General features: G+C 64.4%; 23 protein-coding genes. 8 read left to right on the forward strand and 15 right to left on the reverse strand.

The features are described from left to right. Positions 1–6: 6 nt before the first annotated feature. Complete coding sequence (locus AB7Z56_RS12455; RefSeq protein WP_071911673.1) at positions 7–1671, reverse strand: methanol/ethanol family PQQ-dependent dehydrogenase; 1665 nt, start codon at positions 1669–1671, stop codon at positions 7–9. A 339-nt stretch (positions 1672–2010) separates the two neighbouring features. Here AB7Z56_RS12455 and AB7Z56_RS12460 point away from each other — a divergent pair, with 339 nt between their 5' ends. The 4 genes from AB7Z56_RS12460 to AB7Z56_RS12475 all read left to right on the forward strand — a co-directional run bounded on the left by AB7Z56_RS12460 (position 2011) and on the right by AB7Z56_RS12475 (position 3901). Continuing rightward, positions 2011–2403: an EF-hand domain-containing protein gene (locus AB7Z56_RS12460; protein WP_063981985.1), complete on the forward strand. Its 393-nt coding sequence runs from the start codon at positions 2011–2013 to the stop codon at positions 2401–2403. 171 nt (positions 2404–2574) lie between these two features. After that, positions 2575–2655 (forward strand): pyrroloquinoline quinone precursor peptide PqqA, encoded by an 81-nt coding sequence (gene pqqA, locus AB7Z56_RS12465; protein ID WP_012029362.1) that lies wholly within the window; start codon positions 2575–2577, stop codon positions 2653–2655. Between the two features lie 24 nt (positions 2656–2679). After that, positions 2680–3582: a hypothetical protein gene (locus tag AB7Z56_RS12470; protein ID WP_085405671.1), complete on the forward strand. Its 903-nt coding sequence runs from the start codon at positions 2680–2682 to the stop codon at positions 3580–3582. A gap of 109 nt (positions 3583–3691) precedes the next feature. Continuing rightward, positions 3692–3901, forward strand: a complete 210-nt coding sequence (locus AB7Z56_RS12475) for a hypothetical protein (protein ID WP_014493627.1) — start codon at positions 3692–3694, stop codon at positions 3899–3901. A gap of 10 nt (positions 3902–3911) precedes the next feature. Here the strand turns inward: AB7Z56_RS12475 and AB7Z56_RS12480 are convergent, their stop codons facing one another. Genes AB7Z56_RS12480 through AB7Z56_RS12500 form a run of 5 tightly spaced genes read right to left on the reverse strand, consistent with a single transcriptional unit; the run spans position 3912 to position 7546 of the window. Next, the gene (locus tag AB7Z56_RS12480; RefSeq protein WP_094184583.1) at positions 3912–4259 is read right to left on the reverse strand and encodes a hypothetical protein; all 348 of its coding nucleotides are present in this window, start codon (positions 4257–4259) and stop codon (positions 3912–3914) included. A gap of 26 nt (positions 4260–4285) precedes the next feature. After that, positions 4286–5083 carry a pentapeptide repeat-containing protein gene (locus AB7Z56_RS12485; protein ID WP_441256262.1) on the reverse strand — a complete coding sequence of 266 codons (798 nt, stop codon included), beginning with the start codon at positions 5081–5083 and terminating at the stop codon, positions 4286–4288. 46 nt (positions 5084–5129) lie between these two features. After that, a complete protein-coding gene (locus AB7Z56_RS12490; protein WP_085405674.1) occupies positions 5130–5870 on the reverse strand; it encodes an ABC transporter ATP-binding protein in 741 nt (246 codons plus the stop codon). Next, positions 5860–6597, reverse strand: coding sequence for an ABC transporter permease (locus AB7Z56_RS12495; RefSeq protein WP_038957639.1), 738 nt, complete (start codon positions 6595–6597; stop codon positions 5860–5862). The genes AB7Z56_RS12490 and AB7Z56_RS12495 overlap by 11 nt, the downstream gene beginning before the upstream one ends. A gap of 1 nt (position 6598) precedes the next feature. Then, entirely contained in the window at positions 6599–7546 is a 948-nt protein-coding gene (locus tag AB7Z56_RS12500) for an ABC transporter substrate-binding protein (protein WP_085405914.1), read from the reverse strand. A 135-nt stretch (positions 7547–7681) separates the two neighbouring features. On the opposite strand from AB7Z56_RS12500, the gene AB7Z56_RS12505 reads away from it, so the two are divergent. Continuing rightward, positions 7682–8041, forward strand: coding sequence for a hypothetical protein (locus AB7Z56_RS12505; RefSeq protein WP_014493633.1), 360 nt, complete (start codon positions 7682–7684; stop codon positions 8039–8041). 158 nt (positions 8042–8199) lie between these two features. Here the strand turns inward: AB7Z56_RS12505 and AB7Z56_RS12510 are convergent, their stop codons facing one another. Together AB7Z56_RS12510 and AB7Z56_RS12515 are read right to left on the reverse strand one after the other, a co-directional pair. Beyond that, entirely contained in the window at positions 8200–9018 is an 819-nt protein-coding gene (locus tag AB7Z56_RS12510) for a quinoprotein dehydrogenase-associated SoxYZ-like carrier (protein ID WP_071911687.1), read from the reverse strand. A gap of 76 nt (positions 9019–9094) precedes the next feature. Continuing rightward, entirely contained in the window at positions 9095–10021 is a 927-nt protein-coding gene (locus tag AB7Z56_RS12515; RefSeq protein ID WP_085405675.1) for a quinoprotein relay system zinc metallohydrolase 2, read from the reverse strand. Between the two features lie 129 nt (positions 10022–10150). On the opposite strand from AB7Z56_RS12515, the gene AB7Z56_RS12520 reads away from it, so the two are divergent. Further along, positions 10151–11032, forward strand: coding sequence for a substrate-binding domain-containing protein (locus tag AB7Z56_RS12520; protein ID WP_354233436.1), 882 nt, complete (start codon positions 10151–10153; stop codon positions 11030–11032). Beyond that, positions 11029–11586 carry a PQQ-dependent catabolism-associated CXXCW motif protein gene (locus AB7Z56_RS12525; RefSeq protein ID WP_085405678.1) on the forward strand — a complete coding sequence of 186 codons (558 nt, stop codon included), beginning with the start codon at positions 11029–11031 and terminating at the stop codon, positions 11584–11586. The genes AB7Z56_RS12520 and AB7Z56_RS12525 overlap by 4 nt, the downstream gene beginning before the upstream one ends. A gap of 129 nt (positions 11587–11715) precedes the next feature. Here the strand turns inward: AB7Z56_RS12525 and AB7Z56_RS12530 are convergent, their stop codons facing one another. The 6 genes from AB7Z56_RS12530 to AB7Z56_RS12555 form a co-directional block, all read right to left on the reverse strand. Then, positions 11716–12015 carry a copper-binding protein gene (locus AB7Z56_RS12530; RefSeq protein ID WP_063981995.1) on the reverse strand — a complete coding sequence of 100 codons (300 nt, stop codon included), beginning with the start codon at positions 12013–12015 and terminating at the stop codon, positions 11716–11718. 139 nt (positions 12016–12154) lie between these two features. Continuing rightward, the gene (locus AB7Z56_RS12535; RefSeq protein ID WP_063981996.1) at positions 12155–12763 is read right to left on the reverse strand and encodes a hypothetical protein; all 609 of its coding nucleotides are present in this window, start codon (positions 12761–12763) and stop codon (positions 12155–12157) included. Further along, positions 12760–13608, reverse strand: coding sequence for an ABC transporter permease (locus tag AB7Z56_RS12540; protein ID WP_085405679.1), 849 nt, complete (start codon positions 13606–13608; stop codon positions 12760–12762). The genes AB7Z56_RS12535 and AB7Z56_RS12540 overlap by 4 nt, the downstream gene beginning before the upstream one ends. Next, complete coding sequence (locus AB7Z56_RS12545; protein WP_085405680.1) at positions 13605–14411, reverse strand: ABC transporter ATP-binding protein; 807 nt, start codon at positions 14409–14411, stop codon at positions 13605–13607. Before AB7Z56_RS12545 ends, AB7Z56_RS12540 begins: the two co-directional genes overlap by 4 nt. Continuing rightward, entirely contained in the window at positions 14408–15376 is a 969-nt protein-coding gene (locus tag AB7Z56_RS12550; RefSeq protein WP_085405682.1) for a YVTN family beta-propeller repeat protein, read from the reverse strand. The genes AB7Z56_RS12545 and AB7Z56_RS12550 overlap by 4 nt, the downstream gene beginning before the upstream one ends. A gap of 8 nt (positions 15377–15384) precedes the next feature. Beyond that, the gene (locus tag AB7Z56_RS12555) at positions 15385–16566 is read right to left on the reverse strand and encodes an ABC transporter substrate-binding protein (protein WP_085405683.1); all 1182 of its coding nucleotides are present in this window, start codon (positions 16564–16566) and stop codon (positions 15385–15387) included. Between the two features lie 59 nt (positions 16567–16625). Here AB7Z56_RS12555 and AB7Z56_RS12560 point away from each other — a divergent pair, with 59 nt between their 5' ends. Then, a complete protein-coding gene (locus AB7Z56_RS12560) occupies positions 16626–17198 on the forward strand; it encodes a DUF3280 domain-containing protein (protein WP_094184587.1) in 573 nt (190 codons plus the stop codon). Positions 17199–17370: 172 nt separating this feature from the next. Here AB7Z56_RS12560 and fghA read toward each other — a convergent pair whose 3' ends face one another. Beyond that, the gene (gene fghA / locus AB7Z56_RS12565; RefSeq protein ID WP_085405684.1) at positions 17371–18216 is read right to left on the reverse strand and encodes an S-formylglutathione hydrolase; all 846 of its coding nucleotides are present in this window, start codon (positions 18214–18216) and stop codon (positions 17371–17373) included. Positions 18217–18224 lie beyond the last annotated feature (8 nt).

Here is an 18224-nt window from a genome sequence, read left to right on the forward strand (position 1 = left end):
CCGTGGTTATTGCTTGACCGCAAAAACCCACAGCGAGCCGCCGGGCGGCACCTTGGCAAGCCGCTCGTCGCCGGAGAACAGCGAGTAGACGCCGCCATAGCCGGAGGTGACGGCAACGTACTGCACGCCATCCTGCTGCCAGGTCACCGGTTGCCCCTCGATGCCGGAGCCGGTCTGGAACTGCCAGAGCTTCTTGCCGGTGTCGGCATCGAAGGCCTCGAACTCGCCTGTCAGTGCGCCCGAGAACACGACGCCGCCTGCGGTCGACAGCACGCCCGAGAAGCGCGGGATGTCGCTTGGCGCTTCCCACTTGGCCTTGCCGGTCATGGGATCGATCGCCTTCAGATGACCGCGCGGGCCGTCACCCCACTCCCAGAGGTCGGTGAGGTCCATGCCGAGATACCATTCGCCCTGCTTGAAGGTGACGGGCTCGGTCTTGTACCTGCCGCCGAAGGCGAGCGTGTTGGCATAGGCCAATCCGGTCTGCGGATTGAACGACATCGGCTCCCAGTTCTTGCCGCCGAGGATCGACGGATAGACGGTGACCTTCTTACCGTCGCGCGCGTCCTTCGAGACGTCGGTCTCGATCGGCTTGCCGGTCTTCATGTCGATGCCGGTTGCCCAGTTCACCTTCACGTAAGGATTGGCCGCGAGCAGCTTTCCGTTGGTGCGGTCGAGCACATAGAAGAAGCCGTTGCGGTTGGCGTCCATCAGCACCTTGGTCGGCTTGCCCTCGATATTCATGTCGGCGAGGACCATCTCGGCCACCGAGTCATAGTCGAACGGATTGTTCGGCGAGAACTGGTAGTGCCACTTGATCTTGCCGGTCTTGGGATCCATCGCCAGCACGGAGCAGGTGTAGAGGTTGTCGCCGGGACGCACCGCCGAGTTGAACGGTCCGGGATTGCCGATGCCCCAATAGACCGTGTTGAGCTCGGGATCGTAGGAGCCGGTGATCCAGGTCGAGCCGCCGCCGAGCTTCCAGGTGTCGCCCTTCCAGGTGTCGCCACCGGGCTCGTCGGGCGAGGGGATCGAATGGGTACGCCAGAGATGCTTGCCCGTCGCCGGGTCCCAGCCGTCGATGAAGCCGCGGGTGCCGAACTCGGCGCCGGAGATGCCGGTGATGACGACACCGTCGGCGACCAGCGGCGCCACCGTCATCGAATAGCCTTCCTTGATGTCGGCGGCCTTCTGCCGCCACAGCTCCTTGCCGTCCTTGGCATCGAGCGCGATCACGTTGGCGTCGAGCGTGGTGCGGAAGACCTTGCCGTCATAGAGCGCGGCGCCGCGATTGATGATGCCGCAGCAGACGATGCGCGGCGTCTCGGCGGGATACTCGACCTTGGATTTCCAGATCTGCTTGCCGGTCTTGGCGTCGACCGCCATGGTGGCGTTGTGCGAGGTCACGTAGATCACGCCCTGGTACACCAGCGGCTGCGATTCCTCGCTGCGATCGTCGTTGAAACTGTAGTTCCAGACCGGGACGAGATTCTTGACGGTGTCCTTGTTGACCTGGTTCAGCGTCGAGAAGCGCTGCAGATTGTAGCCCATCCCGTAATTGAGAACGTTCGATGTATCGGTCGCGCCCTTGACCAGTTGCTCGGTGGTCTGTGCGCTCGCACAAGTCGATGCAAGCATGACGAGGCTCGCGGCCATCGCAAAGCGTTTCATCCGTTCCTCCCAATATGCGCGCCTTTTGACGCTGCGGCACCAACACTCCGCCCGAACGCAAAACACGTCAATACGAAAGTCGTAAGTGCGTCGCCGATATGTTGGATGCCAGATGCCGGTCACCTGACAGAAACCTGACAACCGACTTTCACTTGTGCGCAGACGCTGAAGAAATTCCGTGGCATGAAGCGGTGCCGGCTTCGGCCGCTCTGCCCGGGCCGTCGGGTTCCGCGAGTTGTGCGGTGCGCGGGTTGCAATTCCGGACTTGAACCGGGGCTCGCTTGTAGACTTATGTCGTTTCGACCCCCTACGAATCGGGGGGCTGGTCAGGAGGGTTTGATGATTTCACGTCGCTCAGTTGCGCTTGCGCTCACGATTGCAGTGCTGTCCGGTCCAGCGTGGGCTGCTTCCGGCAACGCCGTAAAGATGTTCGACACCGACAATGACGGCACGCTCGATCTCGCCGAGGTAAAGAAGGCGGCCGCCGCGCTGTTCGCAAAGCTCGATCCCGATCACGACGGCACGCTGGACGCGCGCGAATTGCGCGGACGGTTAACGGCGAAAGAACTCGCCGCCGCCGATCCCGATCGCGACGGGACTCTCACGCTCGACGAATATCTCGCGGTGGTGGAGCAGCGCTTCAACGCAGCGAATCCCGACAAGGACGGAACGCTGGATGCGAAGGAGCTGAACTCGCGCGCCGGCCGCGCGCTGCTGCGCTTGTTGCGGTGAGAGACGCGGCGCTTGACTGGGAGCGAAGGCGATTTGCCCGAGAGGGAAATTCGCGAGCATAATGCGACAGTTCGCTGTGTTTGCGCTTCGATTCCAGGCTTGCGCTGCACCTGACGCAGCCCTAGGTTTTGCCCCGCGCGATGTCGCGCTCAATACCCTTGGGAGACCCGAATGGCTTGGAAAGCTCCGAAGATCGTGGAAGTGCCGGTCGGCATGGAAATCAACATGTACGCCTGCGCTGCGCGCAAGTAAGACTGACGACCTGCCGCGGCTTCGATGGCGAACGCCGTCGAAGCCGTGGTAGTGTTCGCAATGCGCCTTGGAGCCCACACGATCTGGACGGCAATTGCGTTCGGTGTTGCGCTTGCACCGGCGTGTGTCAGTGCCGAAGAGAGCTTTGATACCGAGCACATTTTCGGCTTCATGATCGGCACCGATGTCGGCAATCCCGGCGAGCGCGAATTCCAGACTCAGACCACGGGACGCTTCGGCAAGGGCGGCACCTATCGCGCCCTCCAGCAGGAGGTCGAGATCGAAGTCGTGCCGCTGCCGAACTTCCGTATCGAGGTCGGCGGCACCGCCACGCTGCATGACATCACCGGCGTCCCTGATATCGACGACCGCCGTCAGTTCAATTTCCAGGGCGCCTCGCTCGACCTGCGTTACCGCCTGCTCGACCGCGGGCGCGCGCCATTCGGATTGACTGTCGCCGCCGAACTCCATGGCGATCGCATCGACGAGACCAGCGGCGCGAAGGGACGGATGTACGGCACCGATTTCACGCTCGCTTTCGACCGTGAGCTGATTCCGAACTACGCCATCGCGGCGCTCAATCTGATCTATCAGCCGGAATGGGCGCGCTTCGAGGTGGCGGGGGTGTCCGAGAAGAGTTCGACGATCGGCGCGGCCTTTGGCGGCATGGTGCGCGTGCGCCCCAATTTTCTGCTCGGTGGTGAGATGCGCTACTTCCGCCAATATGAGGGCATCGGCCTCGGTGAGTTCTCGGGGCAGGCGCTGTTTGTCGGTCCGACCGCCTATTTCCAGCTATCGGAGAAGTCGCGGCTCACCCTGAGCTGGAGCATGCAGGCCTGGGGCCGCTCGGCCGGATCGGGCGGCAATCTCGACCTCGTCAATTTCGAGCGCCATCAGGCGCGATTGGTGTTCGGGGTAAACTTCTAGTGCGTTTGTTCCGCCTCGAGGGACCATCCCGTCCGTTTGAAACTTCCCGCTCCTCGGAACGTAACCTTTTGTGCTAATCTCCATTGTCCCCTTGCGACAGGATCCCGGCATGAACCCGATTGACCTGGTGGTGACTGTATGTGCGGTGCTCTCGCCTGCGACCTGCGAGGAGCAGCATCTGGTGTTCAACTTTGCGGGGTCGCCGAGGCAATGCGTGATGGCCGCGCCGCCCTATATCGCGCAATGGGTCGGCGATCATCCGAAGTGGCAGGCGGTGCGGTGGCGCTGCGAATATCCGCACCCGAACGACAAGGCGTAAGCCGCCTTCGTTATTTCGTGCAGTCCTTCAGGTCTTTGTCGGCGATCGAGAACACCGCGTCGGCCTTGATCTCGATGTCGCGGACGATGCACTGCCGCGCATTGGGATAGCTGACCCAGGCGTCGTAGCGGCCGGGTTCGACGCCGGTGATGCGCAGCCGCTCGTCGTGGTCGACCTCCTTGTCCTTGTCGTTCAGGCACTGGTTCGGGCCCCACTCGGTCTTGCCGGCGGGCGAGAGCTGGAAGCCGGAGATCGTCTCCGTCGTCAAATTCCAGAGCCGGATGCCCTTGCCCTTGCTTTGGGCGGCGGCTTCGCCGGCCAACGTCAACAACGCGATCAAAGCCAGAAACCAACGCATCAGCCGATCCTCCCAAAGGCGCCCTGTTATTCCCTGATCAGGCGCTCGCGGTTCTTTGCCTTGTCGAAATTCCTGGCGCGGTCAAGGCCGATCGGCGCGATCAGCTTCGCCGAGGCAAGATCGGCGCCCTCGAAATCGGCGTCAGTGACGGTGGCTCCGGTCAGGTCGGCGCCGCCGAGCTGAGCATTTTTGAGCGATGCGCCGGTCAGGTCGGCTCCCTTGAGGGAGGCAAATTCGAGATCGACGCGCGACAGGTCGGCATTGCGCGCGTTCAACCCTTCCAGATTGGCGGATCGCAGCACGGCGCGCATCAGCCCCATCGACTGGTTGCGCATATCGGCGCCAAGATGCGCGTTCGCAATCGAGGCGCCGATCAGGCTTGCGCCGGTGAGGTCGGCCGCGATGCGAGCACCGGCCAGGTCCGCGCCGTCCAGACGCGCGCGCGCCATCTGCGAGGCGAACAGATTGGCGCCCTTCAGGCTCGCGCCCGCGAGATCAGCGTCCAGCAGCCACGCCTGATCGAGGATCGCCTGATCAAGACGGGCACCGGCGAGTTTCGTCTTGTTGAGTCGTGCCGCACGGAGAATCGCCGTGGAAAGGTCGAGACCCGAGAGATCGAGCCCCGACAACCGCTTGCCGGTGAAATCGGCCGGCGCCCCGGGGCTGGCTTTGGCCAGGATGGCCTCGACCTCCTGCCGGCTCATTTCCGCGGAGACCATCGCGGGTGACGTGAGGTCGACGTCACGCATCATGTCCTGCGCGCTCGCCATGGTCGCGACGAGAGCGGGGCCAAGCGTCATGAGGGCGACCATTCGCTTCATCATCAGGCTCCGCTACGGGCCCTGTTTAGCACGCGCTTTGCGTCGCTGCCTATGAGGCATCACGCCCGGCGTGTTCGCCGCCATGTTCGCCTTGGATTCTCGCCACGAGGCCCGCCCTGACCGCGGCGATCTCTGCGTCGCCGCGTGCGCCACGCGGGATGCTGATGGGCACCTCTGCCAGAATTCGCGCCGGCTGCGGCGACAGGAAGAACAAGCGGTCGCCAAGGCGGATCGCATCGTCGAGGCTGTGGGTGACGAGCAGCGTCATCATGGGGCGGCTTGCGACCAGCGTCGCGATCTCGTCGCGCAGGCGGCCGGCGAGCGCGTCGTCGAGCGAGGCGAGGGGCTCGTCGAGCACGAGCAGATCGGGCTCGACCGCGAAGGCGCGGGCCAGCGCGACGCGCCGGGCAAGACCCAGCGACAATTCGCCGGGAAAGTGGCTGCGATGCGCCTCCAGCTCCAGGATCCTGAACAGCTCCGACAGCTTCGCCTCGGAGATGCCAGGAGCTGCAAGCCGCACATTCTGCTCGACCGAGCGCCACGGCAGCAGCCGCGGCTCCTGGAACACCATCCCGATCCGCGCTTCCGGTGGACGCGCGATGGTCCCGTGGAAATCGCGGTCGAGCCCGAGGATGATGCGCAGCATCGTGCTCTTGCCGCAGCCGGAGGGGCCGATCAAAACGCCGACCTCACCGGATTGAAGCGCGAAGCTGACCGGGGCCAGCACCTCGTGCGTTTCGCCCGCGGCACTCCTGAACGTCTTTCCGGAGATATCGACTTCAAGCCGCACGGGGCCGCCACCGGGTTGCGCGGGCTTCGAACGGCTGCACCAGCAAGGTTTCGATGACGAGCACGACGGCCGCGAAGGTGAGCGAATAGGCCAGCAGTCGCGGCGTGTCGAACAGCTGGAAGGCGACGCCGATCTCGAAGCCGACGCCGTTCGGCCGTCCCAGCAGCTCGGCCACCAGCACGATCTTCCATACCAGCGATAATCCGGAGCGGGCCGAGGCTGCGATATAGGGCGCAAGCTGCGGCAGCACGACGTGGCGGAACGCACGCCAGCGCGGCATCGCGAACACGGTGGCCATCTCGTCCAGCGAACGGTCGAGCGCACGCGTGCCCTCGCGCAAGGTGACGATGGCGGTCGGCAGCTTGTTGATGGCGATCGCCGCGATCGCGGCCGCTTCGGTCAGGCCGGCCCAGATATAGGCGAGCACGATCACGACCAGCGCCGGCAGGTTCAGCAGCAGGATCAACCAGGGATCGCCGAGCCGGTCGGCGAGCTTCACCCGCCCCATCAAATAGCCGATGGCACTGCCGAGCGACATCGCCAGCACGAAGGCGAGCGCGACGCGCGCCAGCGTGGCGCCGAGATGCAGGAACAGGGCGCCGCTCGATGCTTCCGCGATGATGACGTTGAGCACGGCAGGCGGGGAGGGCAGCTTTGCGCCGCCAACGAACAGCGCCGCAATCCACCAGGTCGCGAGGAACAGGGAAAACGAGAGAAGACGCAGCACCTCAGTCTCCGGGGACTGCGTGATAGAAGGTGCCGGGATCGAGCTCGGCCGCCGGCCCGACCAGGTCACGTCCGCCGATCTCGGCGAGCACGCGATAGAGCACGCGCGCATCCGCCTCCTCGTCCACGATGCTCCGGCGCGGAATGCCGTCGCGATAGCGGTCGCGGTAGGTCTTGAGGATGGCCGGATCGCTCGCGCCGGTGAGCGGCGCGATCTTCTCCCACGCGGCGTCCGAGGTGACCAGCAGCTGCTTGGCCTTGCGGGTCATCGCAATGAAACGCGCCACCGCATCGCGGTGGCTTGCGGCCCAGCTCTCGTCGAAGACATAACCGACCGCGGATACCGCGCCCTTGGCCCCCAGCTTCGGCAAAATGTCCTCGATGCCGGCGAGGCGGCGAAAGCCCTTGGCCTCGAGCTGCGCACAGAAATTCCAGAAGTTGAGGCTCGCATCCATCTCGCCATCGAGCGCCTTGGCGGCAATCAAGGGCGGCGCGCCATAGACGATGCTCGCGTCCGACTTCAGGTCGATGCCGTCCTGCTTCATCCGCGCCTGCAGCAGCAGCCAGCTCTTGTCGATCGCGCCGCCGCCGACGCCGAGCTTGCGGCCCTTGAGGTCGGCCAGCGTCTTGAGCGGCGACGAGGCCGGCACCATCACCGCGCCGAGCGCGCTGGAATAGGGATAGAAGGTGAGCTTGGCGCCGAGCACGCGCTCGCGCGACACCCACAGCCAGTCGGACAGGATGATGTCGGCACTCCCGGCGCGCAGGGCGATCTTGCCGGCCTCGGGGCTCGCGAGCTCGGTGACGTCGAGCGACAGATTGGCTTCCTTGTCGAGCCCGCCGGCGCGGATTGCGGCCAGCTCCCAGGAGAATGTTCCGGTCTTCTGCACTGCAAGGCGGATCGTATCCGCGGCGCGGCCGGGGACGGCGAGCGCCAGCGCCAGCGTCATCGCGAGCGCCAATGTTCGTCCAGGCGCTCTCAAACCAAGTGCTCTCATCACCTTGTGAGCCGTTTCCTCGAAGGGAGTGCTTTTCATGACAATACGCATAGCATAGCTTTCGTCGCAACCAGCGGGAGGACGCTCATGAATCTGGCGGGACAGCTACGACCGATTGTCGCCGCATTGGCGGTGTGGGCTGCGACCGTCTACGCCGCGCGTGCCGAGGAGGCCAACGATTATCCGACCTCGGCGCGTGCCGAATACGTCTATGGCTGCATGAAGGCTAATGGCGAGAGCCGGCAGTCGATCGAGCAATGCTCCTGCTCGATCGACGTGGTGGCCTCGATCGTGTCCTATGACCGTTACGTCACCGCCGAGACGGCGCTGAGCATGTCCCAAGTGCGCGGCAATCTCGGCGTCCAGTTTCGTACGTCCGAGCAGGCGAATTCGGCGGTGAATGATCTCAGGCGCGCGCAGGCGGAAGCCGAGGTGAGGTGTTTCTGACGGCTAGCTTCACGCCAACCGTAGTTGTCATGCCCGGGCTTGTCCCGGGCATCCACGTTCTTAGGATAGGCGCGAAGTCCGTGGATGGCCGGGACATAGGCGAGCAAAGCGACGCCGTCCTTCGGACGGCTATGCCCGGCCATGACGATCGAGAGACCTCACGTCCCCGGCTTCTCCACATCCCATTCATTGCGGAACACGTGCCCGTCCGTGTCCTTCGCCTCCGCACGGAATCGCTTGGCGCCATTTGACACATACGTGAAGCGAAGGTTCGGATCTTCCGAGATCGAGATGCCGCCCTCCATCGACAGCACGGGGCTGTCGTCCTGCGTCAGCTTCAGCTGGTTGACGAAGAAGGCGGGGACGTAGAGCTGCGTGACCTGATCCATTTGCAGCCCGGAATTGTTGGGATGGCCGATCATGATCTGCGCCTCGCGGACGCGGCTGGCCGGTGCCTCCTCGCGCGCGAATTGCCGGTAGCGCATCTGGCCGAGCCGGTTCCTGGCTTCCTCGATGTTCTTTCCTGCCGGCGCCGAGCAGCCGCCTGAGGCCTTCACATAGGTCTTGGCGACGTAGAGCTGGCCGTCGCTGAGCTCGGCAACCGCGTGGACGTCGGTATAGTTGTTGACGCGCACGCGCGTGGAGATCTCGGTGACGTTGGCATCTGCGCCGAGCTCGAACTTCGCTGCCATCGGCGCGGGGTTGCGGTCGATCACCAGCGTGATCGAACGGATGCGGCGGCTATCCGCGGGCGACAGTTTGCTGCGCAGGGTCACCGGCACGATCGCCGCGTCCTCGGCGCGATAGGGCATCTCGATGCCGATGACGTCGTTGCCGTCGTTGATCGGACGGTTGCTGAAGATGTCCTGCACCAGGCCCGGCCAGGGATCGTAAGCCTCCTCGGCGCTCGCCGGCACAGCGAAGGCGATGCCAAGCAATGCGGCGATCAGGGGCAGGCGGCGTGTGCATCCCGTCATGGTCGTGGTTCCGTGCGGACGAAGCAGTTTTCTCTGGGGCGGCGCAGCCGATCCCCCGTCCAGCGTAGCGCGTCCACTACTCCCATTCAATTTCCGAAAATGCTGCGGTTGCGTTGCGAGCATTGTAGTCGTCGAACAATTGCCAATGCGGCCGTTCCGATGCGGCCGCCTTGTCGGCGGCAGTCCGGATCGGCTCGCCCTTCTTGTTCGACGCCCGGACGTCCGCCAGCAGGGTCGTGAGATAACGCCGCTCGTCGCCGAGCGCGGCAGGCCAGTCGCTCACAGGCCCGTGACCCGGCACGACGCGCTGCGCCGGAATTTTATCGAGTTCCCCGAGCGTGCCGAGCCAGCCGCGGATGCTGCCGTCCATCACCGGAATATGGCGGAGGAAGACGAGATCGCCCGCGAACAGCGTCTTGCTGGTCTCGTCGAACACGGTCAGATCGTTGTCGCTGTGCCCGGTCGGCCAGGCCCGCAAGGTGAGGCGGCGCGACCCGAGATCGAGCGTCAGGGTATCAACGACGAGCAGGGTGGGCGGCACGATCTTCACGGGATCGATCAGTTCGCTACCCATGATGCGTCTAAAATTGTCGAGATAATACGGCCCGCGCGTCGCCAGCGCCTGCGGCAGCTTGCTGTGGCCGACGAAGCTGGTTCCCTCTGCGGCAAAGGCCGCATTGCCGAAGACATGGTCGGGATGGCCATGGGTGTTGATGACGTAGCGGATCGGCTTGGATGTGCGAGCCCGCACCGCCGCCAGCAGCGCGTCGCCCTCACGGAGGCTGCCGCCGGTGTCGATCACGGCCACCGCATCCTCGCCGACGATAAAGCCGACATTGGCGATGTCGCCTTCGTTCTCGCGGGTCATGAGGGCGGTGGTCCCGGAGTGCACGAAGATTCCCGGTGCGACTTCGCTCACAGGCAATTCGGCTGCCCCGGCGCGTGCTAGCGTTGCTGTCCCCAGCAGGGACAGGGCTGCGATCAAGGAAGCGATGCGAGACACTTTTCCGCCTCAGTTCAGATGGCTTGCCGCACTGCACTGCAACAAACCAAAGCCAACACAAAGTTTGGCAAAGCATGGCGCGTCATGCGTTGCATGGCTAGCATTCAAACAAACCGAGGAGGAAGCGCGATGACGGAGGCCGGGCGACATCGTCGCTGGTTGTTTTCACTGTGGGTCCTGGTGGCATCCTGCGCATTCGGCGACGTCGCCATTGCGCAGACCAGCGAGACCGGCGACCTCTCGTTCGAGCTGGTCGATCAAAAAGTGCTGCGCGTCTGTGCAGACCCGCGCAATCTGCCGTTCTCGAACGAGAAGGGCGAGGGGTTCGAGAACAAGCTCGCCGAGCTGCTCGCAGACAAGCTCCAGAAGAAGCTCGACTACGTCTTCTTCCCGCAGGCCACCGGCTTCGTGCGGATGACGCTGGGCGCGCATCGCTGCGACGTCATCATGGGATTTCCGCAAGGCGACGATCTCGTGCAGGGCACCAATCCCTATTATCGCACGTCATACGCGCTGGTCGCGAAAACAGGCAGCGGGCTCGATGAAGTCGATACGCTCGAAGACCCGAAGTTGAAAGGCAAGCATGTCGGCATCGTCGCCGGCACGCCGCCGGCCACCAACATGGCGATCGCCGGCCTGATGGGCGATGCAAAACCCTATCCCCTGATGATCGACACGCGCTTCGACAACTCCGCGCAGGCGATGGTCGACGACCTCGTCGCCGGCAAGATCGACGCAGGCGTGCTGTGGGGTCCGATGGCCGGGTATTATGCGAAGAAGGCCGGCTCGTTGCATGTCACGCCGCTGGTGAAGGAAACCACAGGGCCAAAGCTGGTCTATCGCATCGGCATGGGCGTGCGCCCCGCCGACCAGAACTGGAAGCGGCAGCTCAACAAGCTGATCCAGGAGAACCAGGGCGAGATCAACAAGATCCTGATCGACTTCGGCGTGCCGCTGCTCGACGAGAGCGACAAGCCGCTCGGCGCGGAGACGGCCAAGAAGACGCCATGAGGCGGCGCGTTGCCGCTGTGCTGGTTGCCGCCATTCTGGTGGCGCCGGCGTTGGCGCAGCAGCAGGAGCCGTTCGAGCCCGAGGGGTATCGCTCCGACAATTACCGCGCGCCGGTGCCGGCGACGCTCACTGGCGCGCGCGTGCTGACGACTGCGGAGGCCGAAGCAATCTGGCGTGCGAAGAGCGGCGCCTTCATCGACGTGCTGCCGCGCGCGCCGAAGCCGAAGAACCTTCCCGAAGGCACCGTCTGGCGCGATATGCCGCGAAAAAACATACCGGGCAGCACCTGGCTGCCGGACACCGGCTACGGCGTGCTGCCGCCCGCCATGGACGATTATTTCCAGCGCGGCCTCGCCCACGCCGCGCGCGGCGACAAGGCTGCGCTGCTCGTGATCTATTGCCTGGCCGACTGCTGGATGTCCTGGAACGCCGCCAAGCGCGCCTTGGCTTACGGTTATGCCAACGTCGCCTGGTACCCCGACGGCACAGATGGTTGGGAGCGCGCAAACCTTCCGACCGAGGAGATGCACCCGCAGCCGCGGCCAGAGCAGTAGGTACAGGTCGTCATGCCCGGACTTGTCCCGGGCATCCACGTTCTTCAATCCGCGTGGTTGGGCGTGGATGGCCGGGACAAGCCCGGCCATGACGCCGTGCGGCGCGCGGGGACAGGTGAAGATGCAGGGTTACTGCTTCTGCAGCTTGGTCAGCGTGCCCGTACCGTTATTGTCGGTCGCCGAGTACGTCACCCTGTCGCCGGCATGGACGGCATCCAGCATTGCGGCGTCCTTGGCCTTGTACTCCTGAAGCGTGCCGGCGCCGCCTGCGCTGCCGCCGACCGTGCCCTTCTGTGTCTGCTGGATCGAGATCGTGCTGTTGAGCCGGTCGATTCTGGTGACCATCCCGGTCATGTCGTCAGCAAAAGCAGGGGACGCAAGCGTGCTGATGGCTGCAGCGCATGCGAAGATGAATTTTGTTGTTCCCATCGAGGCCTCCCGACGTCTTGGAGTTCACGTCGACAAGCCATCCTAGAGCGATTTGGTTCCGGCTGATAGCGCGGCAAAGGGTAACGATGGCGCTGATATCGCGGGAACCTTCCGAAAGTCGTCGTCAGCGAGGCTGACGCTATTCCATTTCCTGCTGGATCACGCGTCCGAGAGCGAACAGGCGCTGGTCAATCGCGGTCGGAACCTCGCAGACGAACCGCACCACCTTGTGGCGATCTTCGAAAATGCGGGTTTCCCAGATCAACTGGTTGCTGAGCGCATCGACCTTTGCGTCGTCGCGTGGTGTCGCGCTCTGGAGCGCCTGGAGCTGGATCGACTCCTCGCGGATCTTGTCGGCCGCCTCGCGCTGTTTGCGGCTGACGCGTTCGAGCCCGTTCATGACCTGCGAGCGCTGGGCGTTGAGCGTGTCGAACAAGCCGGCGAACAACAGCTTGGCGTTCGCCGTCTTGTCAGCGGCGGAGCCGGCCAAAAACTCCTTCACCGACTTCTCGGCCTCGTCCATCGGCGTCTTCCGCGCTGACAGTTTTGAGACCAGCGCGGTGACCTTTGCGTCGTCCTTCCATTTGGTCTCGGCGTCGTCGAGTGCGGGACCGGCCCAGACGGCGGCGAGCGAGATGTCCGGCACCTTGGCCTGCGTGCAAGGCCAGTTGGGATAGCGTGGATCGGCGGCGCACGCAGCCGTGCTCGCAACGGCGAGCGCAAAAGCGGCCATGGCCAGAACCTTCATCCTTCGCCTCCCGCAGGGCCCCGTCGCGCCAGCCCGCGCGAGGGATCATAGGCCAGAATCGCGCCGATCATGAAGACGATTGTGCAGGCCGCCACCACCGCCAGCGAGATCCAGTTGATTTGCCCGTAGAATGCAAAACGGATCAGTTCGACCGCATGGGTGAACGGGTTGGCCTGGCAGAGATAGTAGAGATAGGGGCTGCCCTCCTGCACCCGCCAGAGCGGGTAGAGCGCGGAGGAGGCGAAGAACATCGGAAAGATCACGAAGTTCATTACGCCGGCAAAACTCTCGAGTTGCTTGATGCCCGAGGAGATCAGCATGCCGAGCGAGCCCAGCATCAGTCCGGACAGGATCAGCGCCGGCAGCACGGTGAGATAGCCGATGGGGGGAGGGGTGATGTCCCAGAACCAGGCGATCAGCAGGAACGCATAGACCTGGAGCAGCGACACCGCGGTGCCCGCCAGCAGCTTGCAGAACAAGAGGAACCCGCGCGGCAGCGGGCTCACCAGCAGCGTCCGCATATTGCCCATCTCGCGGTCGTAGACCATCGAGAGCGAGGACTGCATGCCGTTGAAGAGCTGGATCATCGCCATCAGCCCGGGCGCGATATAGACCTCGTAGAGGATGTAGGTCTCGTAAGGCGGGATGATCGAGATGCCGAGCACCTGGCGGAAGCCGGCGGCGAAGATGAACAGCCATACCAGCGGCCGCACCAGCGCCGAGACGAAGCGCTCGCGCTGATGCAGGAAGCGCAGGCCCTCGCGCCAGACGATGCCGGTGAGGCAGGTCATGTATTCCGCGGTCGAGAAACCGCGCGGTGTATCCCGCGTCGTGATGCTGCTCATGCGCCGCCTCCCGGCATCGTCTGCGCACCGGTCAGGCGCATGAAGGCGGTGTTGACGTCCTGCGCGCCGGCATCGGTGATGACGCGGCTCATCGGCCCCTGCGCCAGCACCTTGCCCTGGTGCAGCACCACGAGGTCGTCACCGGCGATGATCTCGTCGAACAGATGCGTGGCCCAGAGCACGCCGATGCCATGCTCGGTCACGAGCTGGCGGACATGGCTGATGATGTCGGCGCGCGCCTTGACGTCGAGGCCGACGGTCGGCTCGTCCAGCAACAGCAGCCGCGGCCGGTGCAGCAGGGCGCGGGCAATCTCCAGCCGCCGCATCTGGCCGCCCGAGAGATCGCGCACCTTGCTGCCGGCACGCTCCGAGAGGCCGATGCGGCCGAGCAGCTCGCCGCTGCGCGCGGCCGCCTCGCGCCGGCTGATGCCGTGGAGTGCGGCGTGATAGAGCAGGTTCTGCGTCAGCGACAGGTCGAGATCGAGCGTGCGCGGCTGGAATACGACGCCGAGCAGCCGCAGCGCCTCGCCGGGGCTCTTGCTGATGTCGTGGCCGAAAATGCCGACGCGGCCGCTCTGGATGCCGAACAGGCGCGTGATCAGCGAGAACAGTGTGCTCTTGCCCGCGCCGTTGAGCCCGAGCAGCGCCGTGAAGCTCGCGGGCTGCACATGGAAGGAGACGTCCATCAACGCCCGGCGCGGCCCATAGGAATGGCTGACGCCGTCGATCGACAGCGCCGGCACCGCGGCCGCTTCCAGCCTCGGCATCTCCTGCGGTTCGGCGATGGGAGCAGGGCTGGTCATGGCGAGATCGTAATGCCCCAGGGCAGTTCGCCCACCTGAATGGTCTTGATCACCTTTTGCGCGGCGACGTCGATCACCGAGACGTCGTTCGACACGCCGTTGGTAGTGAGCAGATATTTCTCGTCCGGCGTGAACGCCATGTGCCAGACCCGCTGTCCCACCAGCAAATATTTCGTCACCTTGCGCGAGGCGACGTCGACCACGGCGATGCGGTTGGCGGGGCCGAGCGCGACGAAGGCGGTCTTGTCGTCTTTGGTCATTCCGATGCCGACCGGCTGGATCGCCTCTTTCCGCAACCCCGGAATCTCGAAATTGACCTTGCCGGTCACCTCATGCTTTTTGGGATCGATGATCGAGACCGTGCCGCCGATCTCCGAGGACACCCACAACTCTGAACTGTCGTGCTTGAATTCGGCAAAGCGCGGCCGCGCGTCGACCAGCACGTTGGCGACGATCTGGCGCGACGAGGTGTCGATGAAATGCGCCATGTTGGTCGTCTCGGACGTGTTGATCAGCGTCTTGCCGTCCGGGCTGATGGTCATGCCCTCGGGCTCGACGCCGACCTGGATGTCGCCGAGCCGCGCGCGCTTCTCCAGATCGATCACGGTCACCGTGTTGTCGTTCTCGTTGGCGACATAGAGGATTTTTCCGGCCGCATCCTGCGCGAACAATTCCGGGTCGGGCCCGGAGGGCAGGCTGTCCACGATCGCTTGCGTCTTGGCATCGATCACCTGGATGGTGTCGTCGTCGCCGACCGCGACCATCACGAACTTTCCGTCGCGCGTGAAATCGATGCCGCGCGGGCGCTGGCCGACCTTGATGGTCTTGGTCACGGTCCAGCTGTCGGTGTCGATCACCGAGACCGTGTTGCTCTTCTCGTTCGAGACATAGGCGATGAAGGCGTGCGCGGGCGCGGCCGCAAGCGCCAGTCCGGACAGCAACCCCACACGCCACATGCGCAACATTCGCGTCCTCATTTCAGCTTGCATTTGCTCTCCGGGCGGTCGTAGCCGAGCGTGTCGAGCTCGGAGACCTGGTGCAGAAATCCCTCCTGCGGCGACACCGACACCACCATGCGGCCGTCGACCAGCAGGATCGGCTGGCGCAGCTGCAGGTTCCAGTCGCGCAGGGTCAGTCTTGTGCCCTTGAAGGCAGCGACCGAGAAGTCCGGCCCCTTGATGAAGTCGGTGACTTTCTTGACGTCGCCGGAATTGGTACGCGAGGTGGCCTCGCCGATCATGCGCACCGCCGTCCAGGCCTGCATGTCGAGCGCGGTCATGCGCCGCGAATTCAGCTTGATGAAGCGGTTCTGCATCTGGATCGCGCCCCACTGGTCCTGCGATGCGTCCCAGCTGCGCGGCACGAGGCCGGCCGAGCCTGCGACGGGGCGCGGATCCCAGGTGCGATAGGGCAGATAGGCGCCGAACACTTCGCTCTCGTCGGCGGCGACCAGCACGTCATAGGCCGGCAACTGTTGCGTGAACACCGGCATCTGGCGCTGGATCAGCGTGACACCGCTATCGGTGCGGCGCGCGCCGCCCTTGTCCTCGAAGGTCTTCTCTTGCACGATCTTGGCGCCGAAGCGTGTGGCGGTACGCCGGAGTGCGTCTGCAAACAGCTTGTCCTCGTCATGCGAGCCGACCACGAGCACCCAGCGCTTCCACTGCTTCCACACCAGATATTGACCGAGCGCATCGGCCAGCATCGCGCGCGTCGGTGCGGTGTGGATGACATTGGCGCGGCAATCGGCCTCGCGCAGGCGCTCGTCGATCGCGCCGGCGTTGAACAGCAGCGTGCCGCGCTCGCGCAGGGCGTCCGAGACCTTCAACAGCGCGTCGGCCGGCAGGTCGGCGATGATGAAGCCGTTTTTCTCGGCGAGCGCAGCCGCAGCCTCAACCGGATCTTCGCCTTCCCTGATGCGGCGCTCCTCCAGCGTGAAACGCTGGTTGAGGAATTTTCCCGTGGTGTTGTTGTCCTCGATGGCGAGGCGCGCGCCGGCGACGCCGTCATTCTCCGCGGGCTGCTCGACCAGCGACAGCGTCGATCTGGTGCCGGCGACGCCGAGATAGCCGACGCCGATCTGCACCGGGTCGGCCGCGAGCGCGCTCGTCGCGGCAAGACCCAGGCCGATCAGGCCGACCAACCATCGGATCATGTTTCCTCCAGATGTTCTCCCTGGCTTGACCGCCGGTGGAGAATTGTCTCTGCTAAAGCATGACCGATTTGGCCCGGCTTGCAACCCCGCATTTCGTCCCCGCGCGCGCGAGGCCGGGAATCACGATCATGCGAGCGCTGATCTGTTTCGCAGCTTTGCTGTTGACGGGTTCGGTCGCGCTCGCCGATCCGCCCAAGCTCGCGGTGTTCGATTTCGAGCTGATCGACACCAGCCTTCCCGGCGAGTTCTACGGCTCCAGGCCGGAGGAGGCGCGGCTCGAGCGCATCGGCGAGCAGCTGCGCAAGGAACTGGCGCTGTCGGGAAGGTTCCAGCTGCTCGATATCGCGCCGGTCAGGGATGCGGCCCGTCACGCCAATTTGCAGGCCTGCGGCGGCTGCGACCTCAAGCTTGCCGGCCAGCTCGGCGCCGACCTCGAGATCACCGGCATGGTGCAGAAGGTCTCGAACCTGATCATCAATCTCAACATCTATTTGCGCGACGTGAAGACCGGCAACGTGATCACCGTCGCCAGCGCCGACATGCGCGGCAACACGGACGAATCGTGGTCGCGCACGATGAGCTACCTGATCCGCAATCGATTGCTGGCGCCGAACTACGGGAAGCCGGAGTAGGGCGCTCTTCTTCGCCTCTCCCCGCGTGCGGGGAGAGGCCGGAATTTGCGGAAGCAAATTCCGGGTGAGGGGGAGTCTCCGCGAGTCCAATTCTCACCGTCGCTGCCGAAGCAGCCCCTCACCCCGACCCTCTCCCCGTAAGAACGGGGAGAGGGGAAGGAGAGAGCAAACCTCACCCCTTCAATCTTTCCGCATGCCAGTGCAGATGATCGCCCATGAAGGTCGAGATGAAATAATAGCTGTGGTCATATCCCGCCTGCCGCCGCAGCGTCAGCGGGATGCCCGCCTTGGTGCAGGCGGCCTCGAGCAGCTCGGGCTTGAGCTGTTCTTTCAGGAAATTGTCGGCCTCGCCGACGTCGACGAGGAAGCCGGAATATTTCGCACCGTCCTCGATCAGCGCCACGGTGTCGTGGTTGCGCCAGGTCTCCTTGTTCGGTCCGAGATAGCCGGTCAGCGCCTTGATGCCCCAGGGCACGAGCGAGGGCGCCACGATCGGCGCGAACGCGCTGGCCGCGCGATAGCGGTGCGGATTGCGCAGCGCGACCGTCAGCGCGCCGTGGCCGCCCATCGAATGGCCCATCACCGATTGCCGCTTGGCGTCGACCGGAAAATTCTCCGCCACGAGCTTGGGCAGCTCGTCGGTGACATAGCTCCACATGCGATAGTTGCGCGCAAACGGCTCTTGCGTCGCGTCGACATAGAAGCCGGCGCCGAGGCCGAAATCATAGGCATTGTTGGCATCGCCCGGCACGTCGGGCCCGCGCGGGCTGGTGTCCGGCGCGACGAAGATCAGGCCGAGCTCGGCGCAGGCTTTGCGGAATTCGCCCTTCTCGGTGACGTTGGCATGCGTGCAGGTGAGGCCGGAGAGATACCAGACCACGGGCAGCTTTGCGCCGGCCGCATGCGGGGGAACATAGACCGAGAACACCATGTCGGTTCCGGTCGCCTGGCTGGCATGGCGGTACACGCCCTGCACGCCGCCATAGGAAGTGTTGGTCGAGACAGTCTGGATCGTCATGCCGTTAT

It is taken from the genome of Bradyrhizobium sp. 482_C4_N1_8 (genome assembly GCF_052075965.1).
Classification (GTDB): domain Bacteria; phylum Pseudomonadota; class Alphaproteobacteria; order Rhizobiales; family Xanthobacteraceae; genus Bradyrhizobium; species Bradyrhizobium barranii.